The following is a 20,576-nucleotide window of genomic DNA, read 5'->3' as shown; positions in this document are numbered from 1 at the left end:
ATGACAACTTTAGACTTTGATTATTTTTATAGCTGGGTTCATACAAATTTAAATATCCGTCTGGATGCATATAAGGAAAAGCAGCTTAACAGAAGAATCCAGACTGTCATGAGACAGGCGGGAGCCAATGATTTAAAAGAATACTCCATAATGATACATGGCGATGAAACAATCAGAAAACAGTTTCTAGATTACATTACGATCAATGTAACGGAGTTTTTCAGAAATAAAGACTTGTTCGAGAAGTTTGAAGAGCTTTTAACTACCGATCTTTCTAGAAAATTTGATAAGCTAACGATCTGGAGCGCAGCCTGCTCTATTGGGGCAGAACCGTATTCATTAGCTATGATCATTGACCGTCATTCCCTCCCTTTAAAGAAAAAGATCATTGCTACTGACATCGATGATACGATTTTAGAAAAAGCAAAAACGGGTATTTTTAAAGAAAGTGAGCTAAAGAATGTCTCAGTGATCGATTGCAGCGATTATTTTGCTCTCGAAAATAACCGCTATGTGCTTAATGATCAGATCAAAGAGATGGTTGATTTCAGAAAGCACGACCTGGTTCTTGATGAGTTTGAAAAGAACCTGCATGTCATTGTCTGCAGAAATGTCACGATTTATTTTAAACATGAAATTAAAGAAGAGATCTACCGAAAAATGAGCGATTCACTGGTCAAAGGTGGCTTACTGTTTACAGGTGCGACAGAGACAATTTATCAGCCTGAACAATTTAGACTGAAGAAAGTGTCTTCGTTCATCTATGAAAAAATGATGTAATGCGATAGGAGGAAGATGATGGAAGACAATAGTGCATATCTGGATCTGTTCTTTGAAGAAACAGATGAAAACTTAGCCATACTGAACCAAGAAGTCCTTCAGCTGGAACAGCATCCTGAAGATAAGCAGATTATTGACGCAATATTCAGAGCGGCCCATACTCTTAAGGGAATGGCAGCAACTATGGGATTTGAAACAATGGCCAAACTGACTCATGCGGTCGAAAGTGTGTTTGAACTGGTTAAAAGCGATCAAGTGAAAGTGTCAAGTGAACTGATTTCTCTGTTCTTTGATAGCTTAGATCTGTTGACTGAAATCGTTGAAAATCTGCGTCTTGAAAACGTGGAAGCTGTCGATATATCGGCACTTGTAAAGAGGCTGCATCAAGTCGCTACTGAAGAAGGGGTAGCGTCCGATTCAGCCGTACTTAATGAAAACAGTCAACCGAATTTTGACTTCCCTGATTTGGAAGAAGCGGATCAACTGGCTGTTCAGTCGGCAGAAGCTACAGGTTACCAGTTGTATGCTATAGGTGTTCGAGTAGAAGAAGACAGCATGATGAAAGCCGCACGTGCCTTTATGCTGTTGAATCGACTGGAGCAGATCGGTGATTTTGTTCAAATGAAACCCTCAGCTGATGCTCTCGAACAGGGAGAGTTGGAAGGTCCGGTCACTCTTTATTTCCTGTCTAAAGAAGATAAAGAAGAAATCGAAAAGCACGTAGAAGGAAGCAGTGAAATCGAAGAAATTATCGTCACTGCTACTACAATAGAAGAAGAGATGAACAGACAGAACAAGTCAGAAGTAGCGCAATCTGTTCCGGTTAATCAGATAGATTCTGAGGCTTTAATTGAAGTCAACGAGTCAGTACAGAAAATTCCGGAGCGTAAGAAAGCTCCCGCTCGTCAGACCATACGAGTAGACTTGACAAGACTGGATCAGTTTATGAATCTAGTGTCAGAGCTGGTTATTCACCGGACACGACTCGAGGACGTTTCTGAAAAGAATCAGCTTCAGGAACTGAATGAACCACTGACACAGGTCGGCCGAATTACTACAGAACTTCAGGAACTGGTCCTTCAGCTGCGTATGCAGCCTTTCAACGTAGTCGTTCAGCGTTTCCCACGTATGATGAGAGATTTGACTAATGAACTTGGGAAAGAAATCGACTTCCTGACTGAAGGAGAAGACACCGAGCTTGATCGGACAGTCGTATCGGAGATTGGGGAACCACTCATTCACTTGCTTCGAAATGCGGCTGATCACGGCATCGAGATGCCGGATGAACGTGAACAGGCAGGTAAGCCAAGAACTGGAACAATCAAATTGTCCGCTTATCCTGAGGGCAACCGGGTTATTGTGACTTTGTCTGATGACGGCAAAGGACTGAATCCTCGACTGATTGAACAAAGCGCCAATAAAAAAGGTATTTCGACTGAAGGGATGTCCGACGAGCAGATCCAAAATCTGATTTTTCACCCAGGATTCTCAACGGCTGCTTCTGTCACAGGTATATCCGGTCGTGGAGTCGGAATGGATGCTGTTAAGGAAAAAATATCCAGCCTGAACGGAACAATCGAAACCTTCAGCGAGGTCGGTAAAGGGACAACGTTCAGAATTACCCTGCCTCTGACCTTATCAATTATTCAGTCATTGCTAGTCAAAGTAGGAACGGAAACATTTGCCTTTCCACAAGCGGTTATCGACAAAGTTAACCGGTTTGATGAGGAAGAAGCAATATCTGTTCATCAGAAGGAAGTCTATAAGTACGAAGGCCAGACTATCCCTCTAATTCGAGTATCCAAAGCTTTGGATATTGCTGAAGTTGAAGACAGCACTCATCATGTAGTCATCGTTCTGATCGGTGAAAACCGCTACGCACTGGTTGTTGATGAGCTGATCCATCAGAAAGAAATCGTCATCAAGAAACTAGGACGTGAGTTAAATGACGTCTCTAACTTCCTCGGAGCAACCATTCTCGGAGATGGAAGCATCAGTCTGATTCTTGATGTCACATCGATCTGTACGAGAAAGAAGGACAGATAAGATGACGAAAGATCATACACTGCTCAGACAAGATGCGCTTCAAGAAGTCGTCAATATAGGCGGCGGACATGCTGCAACCAGCCTGTCCAAGATGATCGGACGTCCGGTGGATATGGATGTCCCCTTTGTTGAACTACTTTCTTACGAAGAGGTCTATCAAACAGTACAATCTGATGATACAATTGTTAAGGCTGTCCTTTCTGAACTGCACGGAAAGAAGTACGGAGTATTTTTATTCGTGATTGATCCTGAAGATGCAGAGAAACTGGCTCAGATGCTGCTGCCGGAAACAACGGAGTTTACAGAAGACCTGATCGATTCAGCATTGAAGGAACTGAGCAATATCCTGTTTCAGTCTTTCCTTCAGGCAGTGATGCAGCTGATCAGTAAACCACTGATCGCTTCACTCCCGGTCATGACGACCGATCTGTTCGGATCCATTCTGACCAGCGTCTATATGCAGCAGGAACAGTACAGTGATGAGCTATTTATCATCAGGAATAATTTTCACAGTGAAGGGCATAAGATCGAAGGCAGTCTGTACTTCGTGCCAAAACCCAACACATTGGAACTATTACTGATACAACTAGGAATATAATAGGAGGATTTATAAAATGAGTAAACGTGTACTAATCGTCGATGATGCAGCTTTCATGCGCATCAAACTGAAAGATATCTTGGAGAAAAATGGATATGAAGTAGCTGGAGAAGCCCAGAACGGGAATGAAGCTGTTGAAAAATACAAAGAAGTTCAGCCCGACATCGTTACCATGGATATTACCATGCCCGAAAAAGACGGTGTAGAAGCTTTGAAAGAAATCAAGGCGATGGACAGCAGCGCAATTGTATTGATGTGTTCAGCAATGGGTCAGCAGACGATGGTTATGGACGCCATTCGTGCAGGAGCAATGGATTTCATCGTCAAGCCATTTGATACGGAACGTGTAATCAAGGCACTGGATAAGGCCATTAGTTAATTCATTCAATTTAAATGAATAAAGATTCAGAATTCTGTCACATCATGAATTAGCCGAAGATTAACCGAGGGGGATTTGCTCAATGCAGCTGATAGTATTCAAATTAAAAGAACGATTTTATGGCTTCAATACAGAGAATATAGAGGAAATTACCACTCCTCTCAAGGAGACGATTATCCCCCAGGGACCATCTTGGACTAAGGGGCTGATCAACCTGAGAGGTCAGATCATGACCCTGATCGACCTTGAAGCTCTGCTTAACGAGTCTAGCGCTTCAGAAGAATTGTGGTACAATAATACCGTCATTGTGAATACAGAAGATAATCCGCTTGCACTGATGGTTGGAAAGGTTGTCGGAGTTACCGACATCACTGAAGATCAGATCCAGCGATTCGACGATGAGGAGGATGCGCTTGTTGACGGTTATGTCTCTGTCTACAATGAAATGGTCAGTATCATAAATATTGACTCAATTCTTAAAGAGAAAGAGGAAGTAGCGTGAGCCAACAAGTTTTATCCCAACAAGAGATAGATGCTTTGCTGGTAGCCATGGATAGCGGAGAAATCGATACAGAAGAAATGGATGAGGAAACAAGTGGCGCGAAGGTCAAGACTTACGATTTCAGACGACCTGTCCGCTTGTCTAAAGAATATCTGTCAACGATCACTATGGTCTTTGAGGATTTCTCGAAACTGGCATCCAATATGCTGTCGACTCAACTGAGAAAGCCTGTCGAAGCTAAGATTGCCGCCATCGAACAGGTCTCCTTTGACGAATTCGTCCATTCCGTCCCAAGCTTTACTTTAATGGGCATATTTAAAAGTTCCCCATTAAGTGGCCTGCAGATTCTGGAGATCAATCCTCAGTTCAGTCTGCAGATCGTTGAGCTTCTCTGTGGTTATACTGAAGTATCATCAGAAGAAACTCTGAAAAACAAATCCAGTTTCACTGATATTGAACTGGCTATACTTGAGGATGTCCTTAAGGCTCTTATGCGTTCTTTTGAAGCAGCCTGGAGAGACATCAAGGAAATTGATGTTACTTTAGAAGACACGGAAACGAAGCCCCAGCTGCTTCAGACGATGTCCCCGAATGAACCCGTTGTGATGGTTACATTTGCAGTGTCCTTAGGTGAACAGAAAACGTTTCTTAACATGTGCATTCCATACATATTCTTTGAAGACATACTCGACAAACTCAGTTTCAAGAACTGGTTCCATTCCGGAAAAGAGTTTGATTCTTCTGAAAGAGGACAAATTGCGCATAATCTGGACCGTGTACCTGTAGACATTGAAGTGGTTCTGGGAGAATCACAGATGCATGTCTCGGACTTCCTTGAAATGGAAGAAGGCGACATTATACAGCTGGACGAAAAGACATCCAAACCATTGACCTTATATGTTGAAGATAAACCTTACTTTAAGGTCAAACCTGGACTGCTGAATAAGAAACTGGCAGTCGAAATACTGAAATTTACGGGAGGAGAGAGTGACGATGAGTGAGCAGTTAACACAGGAACAAATCGATGCCATGCTTAATGGCGGGTCGGTCGAACCTGAGACCCCTGAGCCGACGGAAGATCCGTTAAGTCAGGATGTCAAAGATATCATTGGCGAAGTCGGTAACATATCCATGTCACAGGCAGCCACGACTCTTTCCCAGTTATTGAATCGAGAAGTGAAAATTACAACACCTGTGGTCAAAGGCGCGACAATAAAAGAAATAGTCGATGCAAATGAAACGCCAAAAGTATTCACGACCATTTCGTTCAAAGAAGGACTGATTGGTAAAAATGTCCTGATGATCGATGTGAACGATGCAATTATTATCGCTGATTTAATGATGGGGAATGACGGAACGAATGTCGAAGATAGTGAGTTCACTGAACTTGAACTGAGTGCCGTATCAGAGGCCATGAACCAGATGATCGGATCTGCTTCTACAGCTATGGCTACTATGTTCGACAGACGTGTGGACATATCACCACCGACTGTAAAGAAATGGGAAAACGCTGAAGAAGCAGCAGTTGAAATGCCTGACCAGAATGAAATGGTTTGCACCACATCATTTAGATTAAGTGTTGAGGGCTTGCTGGAAAGTGAAATCATGCAAATATTGCCCCTCGAAACAGCTCTGGAGATTACTGATATTATGCTAGGGGATGAAGCTGAAGTGGTGCACGGCCGCGACCAGGTTATAGTCAAGCCTGTTGAAGACACACATCCGTCTCAGGAAGAACAAGTGGAACCGGCTGAAGAGTCATCTGTTCAAAGAGAGTCGGTTAGCATTCAGAAGCCTAAATTCCAGGATCTGACCCCAAACGAGTCCAAAAATACGCCTCGTAATCTTGACCTGATTATGGATGTTCCGCTCGACTTCAGTGTCGTTCTGGGCAAAAGTCGTAAGACAATCAAAGATGTTCTGTCATTGAATACAGGATCTGTTGTTGAACTGGACAAGATGACTGACGAACCACTTGAAATATACGTCAACGGAAAACTGATTGCAGAAGGCGAAGTCGTCGTTATCAATGAAAGCTTTGGTATCCGCATCACAAATATTCTAAGTAAAGAACAGCGTGTCCGTCATTTGAATAAAGACTAGGTAGATGTAAAAGCAGGAGCAATCCTGCTTTTTTCTTTTGGAGAAAATCTTTTGCCAGGTTGAGTTTATTCTGATTAGTAGTTGTGAACTCCATTCTGGATAGTGGATAATGCAGTTTAGAGTTTGAAAACGTGCCTGAACTACACTGGTTTACTGGCCAGTGTAGTTCAGGGGATCCTTGTGATCGTGAACTGCATTATGAGACATCAATAGTGCAGTTCATCAGGCGGATTTCATTTGAACTAAACTCTGTTACCTATATATAGCTTGCCTGATATGAAGACGAGTCTATCCGCGTCACAGATTGGACTCATCAAAGGGTTACATTTCGCTGATTTTTTCGATATACTTATTCTAGTTTTTGTAAATTGGGAAAAAGGGTTAATATCTGTTTCGACTATCCGATAATAATGACTAGATACACCAAAGCGTAATATTTTGAATCTCTGTCGGCTAAATGGTGTAGGGTAAAGGAGAGTTCCAACGATGAAAATAAATAAATACTCAAACATGGTTTCATCAGTAAACCAGTCTAAACAACTAAAAAAAGAAATAGCTACTGAACCAGCTCCTAAAACACAGTCAAAAGAAGCTGTCCAGGTCAGTATTTCTAAAGAAGCACAAGCATTACTTGATGCCGATAAAGCTGCTTTTTCTGAACGTGTCAATGCGATCAAGCAGGCTATTCAAAATGGAGAGTACGAAGTGGATCCCAGCAAGATCACAGATGGACTGGTCAGAGCGCTTCAGGAACAAAAGGAGCTTTAATTGAATGAGTAAAACAGAAGAAGTGCTGGCGCATCTTTCCCAGTTGAAAGACGTACTTGAGAGAGAAAAGTCAGTGCTCATCGAAAATGATGCGGAAAAGCTGCCGGGAATCATTCAGGAGAAAGAAGACCTTATGATTACTTTGTCTAAGTTCAGCGAAGACGACGTTGAGGTGGATAAACTCAGCGTTCTTTCTCGTGAAGTCAAAGCCCTTCAGGAAACGAACCTGATGCTGACCGAACAGTCGATCAGATACACTGAAACATTGCTTGAGCATATCAAAAAAGCAGCCAAGCAGAACAATACGTACTCGAAAAAAGGGACATTTGACGACACGAAAAAAAGCACGTTATTTGATCAATCACTTTAAGGAGAAAGCATATGAGTGGATTATTTGGAACTTTAAATACAGCTACTAAAGGCCTAAACGCCCAGCAGACAGCTCTTCAGACTATCGGACATAACGTAGCGAACGCCAATACAACGGGATATACAAGACAGCGCGTTACGATGCAGGCTGATCTGGCTCAAAGTGTTGCAGGGGTTGGACAGATCGGTACAGGCGTGCGTATCGGAAACATTGACCGAGTAAGCGATCAGTATGTCAACACACAACTGAGAGACGCACATTCAACTACAGAGAAACATAAAGCCCTATCAGATATTATCGGCCAACTGGAAGCAACGTTCAACGAGCCGTCGGATACTGGTCTATCCAATCAGATTTCTGAAGTGTTCAACGCCTGGACCTATCTTGCGTCTAATCCAGAACAGGCATCAGCGCGTACGATGCTGGTTCAGACAACCGAAACCTTTACCGATACGATCCATCATATGGCTAACAGCATGAACAGCTTACATAAAGATACATTAAATGAACTGGATAAATCCGCACTAGACGCGAACTCAACCTTAAAGCAGCTGGAAAATCTGAACCATCAGATCTGGCAGGCATCTGTTCGTGGGTTTACTCCTAACGACCTTCTGGATCAGCAGGATCGACTGCTGACAGATTTAGCAGGTAAAGTGGACATCACGGTTGAACGTGACAGTTTTAACAGAGTATCTGTAGATGTTGCCGGAACCAACGTACTGGACAGTTCGTCACGCAAAGAACTCGCAGTGGTCACTAAAGAAGAGAACGGCACATTCTACCTTTCAAATGGAGACAGCGTTGAAGGTCCTGAAGGCGAAAGTTTAATAGGTAAAGTCATTGTTAAGAATGAAGATGGTTCTGCAACGTTTATCAATCCTCAAAAAGGATCAATGAAAGGGACTCAAGACGCTCTTGAAGTCCTCTCCGACATGCAAAGTGATTTAAACGAGTTTGCGTTCAGCTTCGCTACTGCAGTCAACCTCATCCACAGTAATGGTGGAGACTATGATAACGGCGGAGTCGACTTCTTCAATAACGGAGAACTGACTAAAGAAAATGCAGCTTTAACTATCCGAGTAAGTGAGTCACTTAGAAAAAATCCCGAAAACGTTGTTTCAGGTAAAGACCTTAATAATACTTTTTCAGGTGATGGATCAAGGGCTCAAGCAATTTCCGGACTTCAGTACCAGAATCTGTCTCTTAATTCAGAGAGCTGGGCGTTCAATCAGGACTCGATGAAAATTGAAGGATCAGGTGTCGGTTCAACATTGTTCAGTCGCTACAACAGTATGGTTACTAAGATGGGTATAGTCAAACAGCAGGAAGATAATATGCTGGACACTCAAAGTGCCTTGATGCACTTGCTGACACAAAGACGTGAATCAATTTCCGGCGTGGATATCAATGAAGAAGTCGTAGATATGATTAAATACTCTAGTGCCTTTCAGGCAAATGCTCGTGTGCTTCAGACGATTTCCGACATGCTCGATACATTAATTAATAGAACAGGGGTATAAAAATGAGAATAACTAACTCCTTAATGTCTCAAAGTTTTTTATCAAATCTAAACAAAAATTCAAACAGTGTCTTCCGATATCAGGAGCAGTTGTCTTCAATGAAACAAGTCAACCGCCCGAGTGACGATCCGTTAAGGGTATCAAAAATTCTTGATCTGAAAAATGAAATCAAGCAGAATCAGCAGTACAAAACGACAATTAGTGATTCCATCGATTTTACAAACGTTCAGGATTCAGCGCTAGACAGCATGACTTCATCACTTCAAAGAATTTACACATTGACCCAGCAGGCTGCAAATGGGACATTTAACACTGATGACAGACAAGCGATAAAAGCTGAAATTATGAGTGAAGTCGAAACAATGGTCGACTCCTTAAATACAAACTTTGGCGGACGCTATATTTTCGGTGGACAAGCTAGTTCTGACAAACCTTTTTCAGTTAATAAAGAAAATGGTGGGTTTGAACTGGTATTCAACAATCCCGATGGCGCTCCGAATGGTAATGTGTCTAAGAAAATCGGTAGAGGTGTGATGGTAGAGCTGCAGACTGATGGGGCTAAGTTGTTTAACGCTTTTACGGATGATGGAGGTAATGCACAAGATTTAAATGCCTTATTCTCTGACTTATTTCAGGCACTAGATTCTGATGATACCGAAGCATTAGGCGGTCGTTTGTTAAGTGGTGTTGACAGAGCTATAAATAACACAGTTAATCAGCGAACAAATATTGGTGCCATTCAAAATCGATTGATTGCAGCTAGAGATCGTAATGAAGCAGAGTATTTAAACCTGGAAACCACACGATCAACTACTGAAGATATAGATTTGGCTGAAACATTTATGAAGTACTCTATGCAGATGGTCTCCTACCAGGCATCTTTAAATATGGGAACAAGAATACTACAGACAAATATACTAGACTATGTACGTTAATAAAATTGACTGAAGCCAATGGCTTTGGTCTTTTTTTCAAAAAAAGTAAAAAACTTAAAGAAATGACTTAACAAAGATAGGGTCCTTCCGATAGTAAGTGTAGAAGGCGATGAGCCTTAAAAACAAACACAAATGGAGGAAAACAATATGCGTATTAATACAAACACAGCAGCTATGAATACATACTCACGTTTGACACAAGCAAACGGAGCTAGAAGTAATTCAATGGCTAAACTATCATCAGGACTAAGGATTAACAGAGCAGGCGACGACGCAGCAGGACTTTCAATCTCTGAAAAAATGAAAAACCAAATTTCTGGTCTTAGACAAGCTACTAGAAATGCTCAAGATGGGATTTCATTGATTCAAACAGCTGAAGGCGCATTGAATGAAACTCATTCAATTCTTAACCGTATGCGTGACCTATCTGTTCAAGCAAACAACGGCACAAACGCTGATGAAGACTTAGCAGCGATCCAAGCTGAAATGGATGAATTAGTTGCAGAACTCGATAATATCGCAGGTACAACTCAGTTTAACGGTACGACACTGTTAGACGGGGCTGGTGTCCAAGGTTTGACACTTCAAATCGGCGCAAACTCTGGTGAAACCTTGACATTAGACATTGCTGACATGTCTTCTACAGGACTAAATGTTACCGGACTTGATGTGGGAACAGATGCATCTGCTGCAATCACTGCATTAGATAAAGCAATCACTACTGTATCTAAACAACGTTCTGAACTAGGTGCTACTCAAAACCGCCTAGAACACACAATCAACAACCTAACTACAACTAAAGAAAACTTGTCTGAAGCTAACTCACGTATCCGTGACGTTGATATGGCTGAAGAAATGATGGAATTCACTAAGAACAACATCCTTTCTCAAGCTTCAACTGCTATGCTTGCACAAGCTAACCAAATGCCTCAAGGGGTTCTACAATTACTGGGATAATTCCGATAATTGGATAGTAAGTATTAAATTTTAGTCAGAACCGAAGCGGTGGGTTGCTGCTTCGGTTCTGTTTTACATAGTGAGCAATATGAAAACTATTACTTTATCAGAGGAGCTGGATTAAATGAGTCAGCGTATTGAGTCTATTGATGCAATTAAAACGATCGACCGGGTTTTACATTCAAATAAAAGTGCGGTATCCTATTCTGGTGACCGTTATGTGGAGCCTATTAAAGCTGTGGAAGGAATCGATACCTCTTTCGACCGCGTACAGTACGAACCGGCTAAAGAGCAGGTGCAAAAATGGGTGGATGAAGCCCAAAATGTCTTGCAGCGCGTTAATGCTCACCTATCATTTAAGATACATGAAGGTACCGGGCGGACACTCGTTCAAATCGTAGAAAAAGGCACTGATGAAGTAATTAGAGAAATTCCACCTGAAAAAATGCTTGATGTCATTGCAGGTATATGGCAATGGGCAGGCGTTGTAGTAGATAGAACGGAGTGAAATAAATGAACGTAATGGGCTTATACTCAGGTATAGATATGAGCATGGTCGAACAGATTATGGAGGCGGAACGAGCTAGAGGCGCTCGTTTTACTCAACAAAAAGAAAAGTATACGAAGTCTCAAAATGCATGGAGAGATATGAATACCCGTCTGGATTCTTTATATAAGCGTCTGGAAGATCTTCAGCAACCAGATACTTTTAATTCTAAGTCAGTGAAAATGACTGGTCCATCTAACGTTGGAGTAACTGCGACCAGTTCTGCAGCAACTGGTCATTACCGTGTTCAAGTTCAGCAATTAGCCACGCAAACGCGTTTGGTAGGTGGAAAAGTTAATATTCCTGAGGACGGAGACATACGTACAGCTCTTGGACTGACTAAAGGTGAAATCACTTTAAAAATCGGTGAAGATAAAACTGAAACGATAGAGATAGATGAGACTGACAGTTTGCGTTCGATAAGTGATAAAATCAACAACTCTACAGCTAACTCGGGAATAAGATCATCCATTGTTGATAATCGATTAATCCTTACACATACTGAATATGGCGAAAAGACCCTTGTGGTCGGTGGATCACTTGCGAATGATTTGAGATTTGATGGCGTAACAGCAGTTATTGGACAAGTGTCCAAGTTTACGATAGATGGCTTATCTATTACTCGTTATTCCAATACCATTGATGACGTCATTGAAGGATTGACATTTAATCTGACTAATGTACACAATGAAAATGACTCTACAGTGATCTCAGTTACCGAGAATTTGGATAAAGCGGCAGAAGCCCTTCAAAAGTTCGTTGACCAGTATAATTCAACACAAAGCTTTATCAGGTCTCAGCTTAGCGTTGGTGATCCTTCAGCAGAAAACAACCAGACCGGAATGTTAACTGGAGACGGGACACTGATGCGTCTTCAATCAAGTCTGCGGTCTATGATGACTAGTTCAAAATCACATGGGACATCTATAAATGGACTACAGGGTCTAGGCGTAACCATCGACCGTAACGGAACAGCCAGTTTTGATCGTACTGTGCTGGATAAGCAAGTTAGGAACAATCCTGATGAAGTATCGCGATTCTTTTCGTCCAGTGAACGTATAATTGAGACAATAGAAGATGACGAAGTAAATCTTGTAACTAATACGCGTACAGAACGCAAAGGCTTCTCTCAAGATATGCGTACATTCGTCAATCAGTATATTTCCAGCTCCAATGGCATCATTAAATCTAGACGCGACACATTCGACCGTATGATACGAGATGTAAATGACCGTATTACTCGTTTTGAAGAACGCCTGGAGATGCGAAGAAACCGTTATATCAGACAGTTTACTGCTCTTGATACAGCTATGATGCGAGCAGAGTCTCAGATGAATTTCATGTTCAGTCAGTTAGGTATGAATCAGAATAATTAAGGAGAAACAGCTGATGACACCGAGTACAAGTACGATATTCACACTAAAAAAAGAGCACCTTCAGGAGATGTTGGATCGTCTGGTCAATTGGGATCAGTCAGCTGATTCCGCTCAGGACGTTCTGGATCAAAATCAAGCTACCATTGAAGAAATCATCGAACTGGATAAGGATCTTTCTTCAGATGAAATGTCGAACTTTACTGAAAATAACAGACAGCTTATCGAGCAGGTCATTTCAGCTCAGGAGCATCTGATCACAATCATAAAGAAAGAGTCAAAAGAGCTGTCTAAGCAAATGAAGCAAGTTAATAAGCGAGATAAAGTAGTCAGCCATTATATGGACAAGGAAGAGTCACTCTTCGTCGACCGAGAAGTGTAAGAAAGGAAAAAGCTATGAGTTATACATCTGCTTCAAAAGTATATAAGAAAAATCAGATCGAAACAGCTTCACCTAAGCAGTTGGTAGTCCTTCTCTATGAAGGTGCCATCAAATTCATTCGTTTGGCAGAATTGTCCGTCGAAAAAGAAGACTTCAACAAAGTGAACACGAATCTGATCAAAGCACAGGATATTGTAACTGAACTGATGGTGTCACTCAACCATCAGGAAGGTCAAAACGCGATTGCCAGTGAACTTCAATCATTGTACTCATTTATTCTCAGCCAATTGATACAAGCCAATCTAGATAAAGACCAGAAGAAGATGTCAGAAACACGTCACTTGATGTCTGAACTTCTGGAAGCCTGGGCCAGCATTTGATGTTGGTCTTTTTGTATGTTTATAACCGGTTCTCATAGCGTCTACAGAATTACGTACGTAACGTTATTGAAATAATACTAAGAATTGACGATTCATCAATTTTTTCATCATTTTTAAAATAGATGGGTAATATTATTTAGTAGAGAGTTAACTGAAATCATTGAACATTTAAAAATAGTGCACGTTCACAAAAATGTCATAATATACAATTAGTAATATATAATCATTTATCACAAAAAAAGTATGACGAAATTAACCATAACTAGTGCTATTCTATTTCACATGGTTTAGTATTTTTGTTGGTCTGATAACCTTTTTGAGTATCAAACGATATTTGAGAGATGAATGAAAAAAGTTACAATTTTAATTAAAAAGAAATAAGATGTCACAAATCACCATACTAAAGCGGTTTTATGTAAAAAAACCTGTTGCGGCTAGTGATTTTGTTCGATAGAATTATCCACGTTGCTAAAATAATTAGTATATTTATACAGATGTGTTATTTTATCGAGGTGAAAATATGTTTACTGGAGCCAATGTCAGTTTAATCAAGAATGCTTTAAATGCTTCTTCAATGAGACAGGAAATGATTTCTTCTAATATTTCAAACGTTAATACACCTGGATATAAAGCTAAACGGGTGGAATTCGAAGATGTCTTGAAGAAAACGATGGACGGATCAGCTATGAGAAGTACACACGATAATCATTTCGGCGTGTCGGACTTATCAGCTGTCAGTCCTCAAATTAAAGAACAGACTGGAAATCGTGTAAGAGAAGATGGAAATAACGTCGCAATCGATACAGAGATGGCTGAGCTGTCTGCCAATGCTATCTATTATCAGGCACTGACGACTCAGTTGAGTAATCACTATGGAACGATTCGTTCTGTATTACGTTAAAGATGAGGAGCAGAACTAATGTCTATATTTAATTCAATGCAGATCAATGCCAGCGGACTGACTCTTGAGCGGTTCAAGTTGGATACGATCTCGACTAATATTGCCAATGTGAATACAACACGTACTGAAGATGGCGAAGGACCTTATATCAAACAGACTGTAGAATTTGAAGAAAACCTTAAGCGGATGACGTCCGGCTTTACAGGCGATACGGCTACTCGAAGTGCGGGTGTGCGTATTACCGGAGTCGAGGCCGATGAAGAGAATGTTCGTATCGTGTTTGAACCGAATCATCCGGACGCTGATGAAGAAGGCTACGTCGTTTACCCGAATGTCGATATGGCCGATGAAATGGTCAATATGATGACCGCCATCCGCACCTATGATGCCAATGTCACAGCAGTCAACAGCAGCAAAGATATGTTGAAGCGTGCACTAGAAATCGGCAGACAAGGCTAACAAATAATTATACTAGAGGAGTATGACATGTGATCAATCCAATGGATCAGCTATACACACAAGCGCTCAATCAAGTCAACAATGCAAGACCAAATAATCTTGTAAATACAGAAGAATCAAACCCAGCAGAGTTTACCAACCTTTTGAAAGATTCTCTGATGACCCTGGAAGGGAAGCAAGCTGAATCTGCACAAGCCGTTCAGTCCCTGATCGATGGTACAGCAGACGACTTACATACAGTAATGATTAAAACAACCGAAGCTCAACTCTCTCTAGAAGTCGCAGTACAGATGCGAAACAGATGTTTAGAAGCATATAACGAAATAAAGAATATGCAGTTCTAGTTTATTTAACGTTATTTTTAGAGGGAGAGTCATAAATGAATAAAGTAAAAGACATCGGCACATCGATTAAGGATGGGTGGCAGCAGCTAGAAGAAAAAAAACGTAAACGCCTCATCATTCTTGTATCGGTTGCTCTGATTTTACTGGGCACGATCGGCTACTTCACTCAAAGAAGGCAGTATACTGTTCTGTTTTCCAACCTGGAAGAGGCTGATGCGGGTGCAATCGTAGAAGATCTGAATGCTCAGAATATGGACTACCGTCTTGAGGATAACGGAACAACGATTCTGATTGACGAGAAGCAAGTAGATAACTACAGAATTAACTTGGCAGTGAACGGGATGATGCCCGAACATTCGACCGGATTTGAAATATTTGATAATACGAATATGATGACAACGGATGATGACCGTCAGATTATGTATCAGCGCGCACTGACTGGAGAACTTGAACGCTCTATTTCTTCGCTGCAGCAAATCGATTCTGCGAAAGTCATGCTGTCTCTACCAGAAGACAGCATTTTCCAGAATCCGGCTTATCGAAGTGAAGCGTCTGCTTCAATAGTCGTTCAGACAAGGGGAACCGTTTCCCAGCAGAACATTCAGGGGATTGCGTCTCTAGTAACGGGAGCTGTTGACAGACTGCCTATGGAAAATGTTCAGATTGTTGATACGAACGGCAATTTGTTGAGCGGGTTCCTTCAATCAGCTGGGGAAGGCATGGCTTCCCCAGCTGACTTATCTTCTAACCAGCAGGGAATCAAGCGGTCGTATGAGAAAGATCTGGAAGAACGGATCTTGTCTCTTCTGGCACCTGTCTATGGATATAACAATTTAAGAGTCGTTGTCAATGCGTCGATGAACTTTGATGTCATTGAAGGTGAGAGCATTGAATTCACTGCTCCGATGACGGGCGAAGATGATGAAAACAGAGAAGGCCTTATAAGAAGTCAGACAGAGAGTTTTGACGGGGCGAGAGATATGCTGGCCGGACTAATAGCCGGTGGAGAAATGCCGGTTGCCGAAGATGGAGATGAAGATTTGTCATCTTCTCTTGACCGGACAATCAACTATGAACTGGATCAGGTGACTGAACGCTATGTCCGTGCACCAGGTGTAGTCGAAGCAATCAATGCATCAGTGGTTGTCAATCAGAATGCTGGAGTTGTACCTGCAGAACCGCAGATCAGCAGGATCATCAGTCGTGCACTTGGGCTGGATAATCAGGCAGAGATTCCTCTCCCTGGAGATGTAACCGTTGAGATATTACCATTTGCTGAAGGTGAAGATCTGGCAATTGGTGGGGGAGACGGCATTATGGATGAACTAGTGAACTTCCTGACATCAAGCTGGTTGTTTATGTCACTTGGTTTAGTACTAGTCATTGTGGCTATTGCAGTTCTGACACTGTTGAAACGTGGAAAAGAAGCTCAGCAGGCTGAAGAGATGGCAGTTCAGGAAGCTATCCAGCCAGAGCCAGTACTTGTACCGGAAGTGGATCCGATCGAACAGATCGACAAAGAAAACGAAGTGCTTCAGCATAAGAACAAAGTTATGTCTGAAAAAGAAGACCGCGTTCGCACTCAGGCAAAAGAGAACCCTGAGCTGGCTGCTGAATTAATGAAAGTTTGGTTAAAAGACTAGAAAGGGTGTCCTTAATTGGCTGAAACAACTGAAAAATTAGCATCCTCTAAAGAAATGGACGGCATACGCAAAGCAGCTATATTTATGATCTCGCTGGGGCCTGAAACCTCAGCGCAGATCATGAAACAGCTGCCGGATAAGTTTATACAAAAAGTCAGCTATGAGATCGCCAATATCGATCACGTCAGTCAGAAGGAAAGAGAAGACATCATTAATGAGTATCTGGAAATGTCCCAGGCCAGAGAATATATTCTTGATGGAGGCTTCGATTATGCCAAAACGTTGCTTAATAAGGCCTTAGGGACTCAGAGAGCGAAAGAAGTCATTGACATGCTGAACCAGATTCAACTGAGGGAGCGGCCATTCAACATCGCTCGAAAAGCCGACCCTGCCCAGCTGACTAACCTGCTTTTAGGCGAACAGCCACAGACAGTCGCACTGATCCTCTGTTATATGCAGCCGGATAAAGCGGCTCAGATTCTGATTAACTTCCCCCCTGAAAAACAGTCGGAAATCGCAGAACGTATTGGTACGATTACCAGTACATCCCCAGCTGTGATCGAAAAAATTGAAAAGGTCATTGAGAGTAAATTCTCTACATATATTGAAAACGACACTGAAAATGTCGGAGGTGTATCGACACTGGTCGAAATCCTCAACCAGGTCGGCCGTACTACTGAGAAAGCCATCGTCGGTGAACTGGAAGAACGTCAGCCTGAACTGGCTGAAGAAGTTAAAGCAAGTCTATTTACTTTCGAAGATATCATCTCTTTACAGAAGAGCGATGTTCAAAAGGTTCTTCGAGAAGTCAGCAACGACGATCTTGTCCTGGCGCTCAAAGGGGTGTCCGACGAGCTGCGTGACTTTATTTTTGACAACTTGTCCACCAGGGCAGTGGAAACCCTTAAAGAGGATATGCAGTTCATGGGACCTGCCCGTCTGTCTGCGGTTGAAGAAGCCCAGCAGAATGTGGTCACGGTTATCCGCCGTTTAGATGAGTATGGGGAAATTTACATTATGCGAGGCGATCAAGATGCCATCATCGAGTAGGATTATTAAATCTGTTCAGGCAAACGCAAGACAGGACAGCGACTGGATCATTGATACAGCTTATCAGTACGAAGAAGAGGCTGAAGAGTACGAAGGCTATAATCAGGAAGCCGCTGATGAACTGGCCCAGGCTAAGCAGAAGAGTTCTCAGCTTATTCAAAAAGCACAGACTGAAAAAGAGATCATGATTCAGGAAGCTGCAGAAGAAATCGCCCGTCTGAAAGAAGAGGCGTATCGGGAAGCATTCGAAGCCGGTCGAAATGACGGCTTTACACAAGGATTTAGGGAAGGACAGTCCCAGGGGTTCGAAAAAGGAAAAGCGGACAGCCAGGAGCTGATGAGTCAGGCAAGAGCCATGATCACAGAAGCTCAGCTTAATATTGAAGAGTATATTCAGGATAAAAAAGACAGCCTGCTTTCGCTTGCGATCCACATGGCTCAGAAAATCGTTCAGGAACAGCTTGACCTGACGCCGGACGGGATTATGGAACTGGTCCATCCAGTCCTTCATCAGCTTGACCGGAAAGAGGATTACGTCAGTCTGACTGTGCATTCTTCAAAGAGGAAAGAGTTGAGAGAACGCCTGCCTATGCTGGAGAAGAATTATCCAGGTGTCAGATTTGTCGTTTTTGGAGATGACAATATCGACCCGTTGGGCTGTATCGTTGAAAGTGCACATAAAGTTGTAGATCTTCAAGTCAGAAAACAGCTGGAAACTATGGTGGAAGAGATGAAAGAAAGAGAACGTGAGATGAATTGATCGATATTCCATTCGAGTTATATCATGAAACGTTGAATAAAAAGGCCGTGGCACTGAAGCACGGGAAAGTCAGCCAGGTCATAGGACTGATAATAAAAGTCGATGGTCTTGACGCCTTTATTGGTGAAGTCTGTGAGATCGAAATCAAGTCCCGATCGAAGACGGTATTAAGTGAGGTCGTTGGATTCGTCGATGAAACGGTTCTGTTGATGCCTCTGGATGATCTGGACGGCATCGGTCCCGGATGTCTTGTTCGGCCTACTGGAAAAGCACTTAAAATAGAAGTAAGTCCCGATATGCTGGGCAAAACATTCGATGGACTGGGCCGGCCACTGAGTCAGGACGCTTTGGAAAACACTGCAACTTATGATGTGAACCGGGCCTCACCAGATCCCTTTAAGCGGCCAAGAATCAATACGATCATGCAGACCGGTGTTAAAGCGGTCGACGGCATGCTGACTGTTGGCGAAGGACAGAGGATGGGGATTTTCGCCGGATCCGGTGTCGGTAAATCAACACTCCTGGGCATGATGGCCAGATACAGCGACGCTGATGTGATCGTTATCGGACTGATCGGGGAACGTGGCCGGGAGGTTCTGGAGTTCATTGAAAATGACCTTGGTCCAGAAGGCTACAAGAAATCCGTCGTCGTCGCAGCCACGTCCGATCAGCCTCCACTAGTCAGACTTAAAGGCGCATACGTTGCAACTGCAATCGCCGAATATTTCAGAGACCAGGGTAAGAAAGTTGTCCTCATGATGGATTCAGTTACTCGTGTCGCTATGGCACAACGTGAAATCGGTCTGGCTACTGGCGAACCGCCGACCACTAAAGGATATACGCCTTCCGTCTTCACGGTTCTGCCAAAGCTTCTGGAACGTAGCGGAAACGCCGAATCAGGATCAATCACGGCTTTCTACACAGTACTGGTTGAGGGTGACGACATGAATGAACCGATTGCGGATTCTGTTCGAGGGATTCTGGATGGGCATATTATCCTTTCCAGACAAATCGCTTCAGAGAACCATTATCCGGCAATCGACATTCAAAACAGTCTCAGTCGATTAATGAAAGAACTCGTCTCAGACAGTCATGATGAAACGGCAGGCAAAATAAGAGAAAACCTGGCCACTTATAGAGAATCCAAAGACCTGATCGACGTGGGTGCTTACCAGCAGGGGTCCAATCCGATTGTTGACCAGGCGATCAGACTGAACCAGCCAATCAAATCATTCTTAAAACAGAAGACGTCAGAATCGTATGACTTTGAAGACACAGTTCAGGCTATGCGAGCTGTTCTGAATAATCAGCCGATAAGATAAGGAGTAGATTGAATGCAGAATTACCGTTTTTCAATGGAAAAAGTACTCGACTGGCGGGAAGACCTGGAAGAAGAAGCCCAGCGGGTCGTGAAGGAAAAAGAAGATGCCGTCCTAATGGAGCAGGCCAGACTTGACAAAATGGTGTCTGAAAGCAGACGACTTAAAAGTGAGAACCTGTTTAAAAGCAGCATCGATCATCTGAAACGTCACAGTCTATACAAAGACCTGCTTGATGACAAAATCATCAGGCAGCGCCTGTCTCTACAGAAAGCGGAGCAGGAGCTTGAACAAGCTAGACTCGGTCTCCAGCTAGCCCATAGAGACAAGAAGGTCATGCAGAAACTGGATGAAAAAGAACATTACCGCTTTAAGGAAGAAGAAAAGAAAAAAGAACAGTCCCAGCTGGATGAACTGACCACCCTGACTTACGGCAGACCATCCCTGTTTTAAATTA

At 42.6% G+C, this 20,576-nt stretch carries 24 protein-coding genes; all 24 read left to right on the top strand.

Annotation, left to right across the window (positions count from 1 at the left end; all coding sequences use genetic code 11):
• Positions 1–780, top strand: a complete 780-nt coding sequence (locus ACYQ2O_RS00595) for a CheR family methyltransferase (protein WP_346024835.1) — start codon at positions 1–3, stop codon at positions 778–780.
• A gap of 18 nt (positions 781–798) precedes the next feature.
• Positions 799–2,826 (top strand): chemotaxis protein CheA, encoded by a 2,028-nt coding sequence (locus ACYQ2O_RS00590; protein WP_346024834.1) that lies wholly within the window; start codon positions 799–801, stop codon positions 2,824–2,826.
• 1 nt (position 2,827) lies between these two features.
• Entirely contained in the window at positions 2,828–3,424 is a 597-nt protein-coding gene (locus ACYQ2O_RS00585) for a chemotaxis protein CheC (RefSeq protein ID WP_346024833.1), read from the top strand.
• Positions 3,425–3,440: 16 nt separating this feature from the next.
• Positions 3,441–3,803, top strand: a complete 363-nt coding sequence (locus ACYQ2O_RS00580) for a response regulator (RefSeq protein ID WP_091479060.1) — start codon at positions 3,441–3,443, stop codon at positions 3,801–3,803.
• Positions 3,804–3,885: 82 nt separating this feature from the next.
• Positions 3,886–4,305, top strand: coding sequence for a chemotaxis protein CheW (locus ACYQ2O_RS00575; RefSeq protein ID WP_346024832.1), 420 nt, complete (start codon positions 3,886–3,888; stop codon positions 4,303–4,305).
• Positions 4,302–5,306, top strand: coding sequence for a flagellar motor switch protein FliM (gene fliM / locus ACYQ2O_RS00570; protein ID WP_346024831.1), 1,005 nt, complete (start codon positions 4,302–4,304; stop codon positions 5,304–5,306). Before ACYQ2O_RS00575 ends, fliM begins: the two co-directional genes overlap by 4 nt.
• The gene (gene fliY / locus ACYQ2O_RS00565; protein ID WP_346024830.1) at positions 5,299–6,408 is read left to right on the top strand and encodes a flagellar motor switch phosphatase FliY; all 1,110 of its coding nucleotides are present in this window, start codon (positions 5,299–5,301) and stop codon (positions 6,406–6,408) included. Before fliM ends, fliY begins: the two co-directional genes overlap by 8 nt.
• Before the next feature lie 486 nt (positions 6,409–6,894).
• Entirely contained in the window at positions 6,895–7,176 is a 282-nt protein-coding gene (gene flgM / locus ACYQ2O_RS00560; protein ID WP_346024829.1) for a flagellar biosynthesis anti-sigma factor FlgM, read from the top strand.
• Between the two features lie 4 nt (positions 7,177–7,180).
• Complete coding sequence (locus ACYQ2O_RS00555) at positions 7,181–7,546, top strand: hypothetical protein (protein WP_346024828.1); 366 nt, start codon at positions 7,181–7,183, stop codon at positions 7,544–7,546.
• An 11-nt stretch (positions 7,547–7,557) separates the two neighbouring features.
• Positions 7,558–9,069, top strand: coding sequence for a flagellar hook-associated protein FlgK (gene flgK, locus ACYQ2O_RS00550; protein ID WP_346024827.1), 1,512 nt, complete (start codon positions 7,558–7,560; stop codon positions 9,067–9,069).
• A gap of 2 nt (positions 9,070–9,071) precedes the next feature.
• On the top strand, positions 9,072–10,004 hold the full coding sequence (flgL, locus tag ACYQ2O_RS00545) for a flagellar hook-associated protein FlgL (RefSeq protein ID WP_346024826.1): 933 nt from the start codon (positions 9,072–9,074) through the stop codon (positions 10,002–10,004).
• Positions 10,005–10,151: 147 nt separating this feature from the next.
• A complete protein-coding gene (locus ACYQ2O_RS00540; protein ID WP_346024825.1) occupies positions 10,152–10,961 on the top strand; it encodes a flagellin N-terminal helical domain-containing protein in 810 nt (269 codons plus the stop codon).
• Between the two features lie 124 nt (positions 10,962–11,085).
• The gene (locus tag ACYQ2O_RS00535) at positions 11,086–11,469 is read left to right on the top strand and encodes a flagellar protein FlaG (RefSeq protein WP_346024824.1); all 384 of its coding nucleotides are present in this window, start codon (positions 11,086–11,088) and stop codon (positions 11,467–11,469) included.
• Positions 11,470–11,474: 5 nt separating this feature from the next.
• Positions 11,475–12,884: a flagellar filament capping protein FliD gene (gene fliD / locus ACYQ2O_RS00530; RefSeq protein ID WP_346024823.1), complete on the top strand. Its 1,410-nt coding sequence runs from the start codon at positions 11,475–11,477 to the stop codon at positions 12,882–12,884.
• Positions 12,885–12,897: 13 nt separating this feature from the next.
• The gene (locus ACYQ2O_RS00525; RefSeq protein WP_346024822.1) at positions 12,898–13,263 is read left to right on the top strand and encodes a hypothetical protein; all 366 of its coding nucleotides are present in this window, start codon (positions 12,898–12,900) and stop codon (positions 13,261–13,263) included.
• A 14-nt stretch (positions 13,264–13,277) separates the two neighbouring features.
• The gene (gene fliS, locus ACYQ2O_RS00520; protein ID WP_346024821.1) at positions 13,278–13,643 is read left to right on the top strand and encodes a flagellar export chaperone FliS; all 366 of its coding nucleotides are present in this window, start codon (positions 13,278–13,280) and stop codon (positions 13,641–13,643) included.
• 520 nt (positions 13,644–14,163) lie between these two features.
• Positions 14,164–14,544, top strand: a complete 381-nt coding sequence (gene flgB, locus ACYQ2O_RS00515) for a flagellar basal body rod protein FlgB (protein ID WP_459795805.1) — start codon at positions 14,164–14,166, stop codon at positions 14,542–14,544.
• Positions 14,545–14,562: 18 nt separating this feature from the next.
• Positions 14,563–15,003 carry a flagellar basal body rod protein FlgC gene (flgC, locus tag ACYQ2O_RS00510; RefSeq protein ID WP_346024819.1) on the top strand — a complete coding sequence of 147 codons (441 nt, stop codon included), beginning with the start codon at positions 14,563–14,565 and terminating at the stop codon, positions 15,001–15,003.
• A 29-nt stretch (positions 15,004–15,032) separates the two neighbouring features.
• Complete coding sequence (gene fliE / locus ACYQ2O_RS00505) at positions 15,033–15,347, top strand: flagellar hook-basal body complex protein FliE (protein WP_346024818.1); 315 nt, start codon at positions 15,033–15,035, stop codon at positions 15,345–15,347.
• A 35-nt stretch (positions 15,348–15,382) separates the two neighbouring features.
• Positions 15,383–16,990, top strand: coding sequence for a flagellar basal-body MS-ring/collar protein FliF (fliF, locus tag ACYQ2O_RS00500; RefSeq protein WP_346024817.1), 1,608 nt, complete (start codon positions 15,383–15,385; stop codon positions 16,988–16,990).
• Positions 16,991–17,044: 54 nt separating this feature from the next.
• The gene (gene fliG, locus ACYQ2O_RS00495; protein WP_346024855.1) at positions 17,045–18,040 is read left to right on the top strand and encodes a flagellar motor switch protein FliG; all 996 of its coding nucleotides are present in this window, start codon (positions 17,045–17,047) and stop codon (positions 18,038–18,040) included.
• Positions 18,024–18,800 (top strand): FliH/SctL family protein, encoded by a 777-nt coding sequence (locus tag ACYQ2O_RS00490; protein ID WP_459795804.1) that lies wholly within the window; start codon positions 18,024–18,026, stop codon positions 18,798–18,800. The genes fliG and ACYQ2O_RS00490 overlap by 17 nt, the downstream gene beginning before the upstream one ends.
• Positions 18,801–18,805: 5 nt before the next feature.
• Positions 18,806–20,122 carry a flagellar protein export ATPase FliI gene (gene fliI, locus ACYQ2O_RS00485; protein WP_346024854.1) on the top strand — a complete coding sequence of 439 codons (1,317 nt, stop codon included), beginning with the start codon at positions 18,806–18,808 and terminating at the stop codon, positions 20,120–20,122.
• Positions 20,123–20,134: 12 nt separating this feature from the next.
• Positions 20,135–20,572, top strand: coding sequence for a flagellar export protein FliJ (gene fliJ, locus ACYQ2O_RS00480; protein ID WP_346024815.1), 438 nt, complete (start codon positions 20,135–20,137; stop codon positions 20,570–20,572).
• Positions 20,573–20,576: the final 4 nt, after the last annotated feature.

The organism is Alkalibacterium sp. m-11, from assembly GCF_054658155.1.
Note: the sequence above shows the minus strand (reverse complement) of the source record. Positions and strands in the feature narration are given on the sequence as shown.

Excerpts from the sequence above, each read along its gene's own strand:
- ACYQ2O_RS00595 (WP_346024835.1), top strand. The coding sequence starts at position 1 with ATGACAACTTTAGACTTTGATTATTTTTATAGCTGGGTTCATACAAAT.
- ACYQ2O_RS00590 (WP_346024834.1), top strand. The coding sequence starts at position 799 with ATGGAAGACAATAGTGCATATCTGGATCTGTTCTTTGAAGAAACAGAT.
- ACYQ2O_RS00585 (WP_346024833.1), top strand. The coding sequence starts at position 2,828 with ATGACGAAAGATCATACACTGCTCAGACAAGATGCGCTTCAAGAAGTC.
- ACYQ2O_RS00580 (WP_091479060.1), top strand. The coding sequence starts at position 3,441 with ATGAGTAAACGTGTACTAATCGTCGATGATGCAGCTTTCATGCGCATC.
- ACYQ2O_RS00575 (WP_346024832.1), top strand. The coding sequence starts at position 3,886 with ATGCAGCTGATAGTATTCAAATTAAAAGAACGATTTTATGGCTTCAAT.
- fliY (WP_346024830.1), top strand. The coding sequence starts at position 5,299 with ATGAGTGAGCAGTTAACACAGGAACAAATCGATGCCATGCTTAATGGC.
- flgM (WP_346024829.1), top strand. The coding sequence starts at position 6,895 with ATGAAAATAAATAAATACTCAAACATGGTTTCATCAGTAAACCAGTCT.
- ACYQ2O_RS00555 (WP_346024828.1), top strand. The coding sequence starts at position 7,181 with ATGAGTAAAACAGAAGAAGTGCTGGCGCATCTTTCCCAGTTGAAAGAC.
- flgK (WP_346024827.1), top strand. The coding sequence starts at position 7,558 with ATGAGTGGATTATTTGGAACTTTAAATACAGCTACTAAAGGCCTAAAC.
- flgL (WP_346024826.1), top strand. The coding sequence starts at position 9,072 with ATGAGAATAACTAACTCCTTAATGTCTCAAAGTTTTTTATCAAATCTA.
- ACYQ2O_RS00540 (WP_346024825.1), top strand. The coding sequence starts at position 10,152 with ATGCGTATTAATACAAACACAGCAGCTATGAATACATACTCACGTTTG.
- ACYQ2O_RS00535 (WP_346024824.1), top strand. The coding sequence starts at position 11,086 with ATGAGTCAGCGTATTGAGTCTATTGATGCAATTAAAACGATCGACCGG.
- fliD (WP_346024823.1), top strand. The coding sequence starts at position 11,475 with ATGAACGTAATGGGCTTATACTCAGGTATAGATATGAGCATGGTCGAA.
- ACYQ2O_RS00525 (WP_346024822.1), top strand. The coding sequence starts at position 12,898 with ATGACACCGAGTACAAGTACGATATTCACACTAAAAAAAGAGCACCTT.
- fliS (WP_346024821.1), top strand. The coding sequence starts at position 13,278 with ATGAGTTATACATCTGCTTCAAAAGTATATAAGAAAAATCAGATCGAA.
- flgB (WP_459795805.1), top strand. The coding sequence starts at position 14,164 with ATGTTTACTGGAGCCAATGTCAGTTTAATCAAGAATGCTTTAAATGCT.
- flgC (WP_346024819.1), top strand. The coding sequence starts at position 14,563 with ATGTCTATATTTAATTCAATGCAGATCAATGCCAGCGGACTGACTCTT.
- fliF (WP_346024817.1), top strand. The coding sequence starts at position 15,383 with ATGAATAAAGTAAAAGACATCGGCACATCGATTAAGGATGGGTGGCAG.
- fliG (WP_346024855.1), top strand. The coding sequence starts at position 17,045 with ATGGACGGCATACGCAAAGCAGCTATATTTATGATCTCGCTGGGGCCT.
- ACYQ2O_RS00490 (WP_459795804.1), top strand. The coding sequence starts at position 18,024 with ATGCCATCATCGAGTAGGATTATTAAATCTGTTCAGGCAAACGCAAGA.
- fliJ (WP_346024815.1), top strand. The coding sequence starts at position 20,135 with ATGCAGAATTACCGTTTTTCAATGGAAAAAGTACTCGACTGGCGGGAA.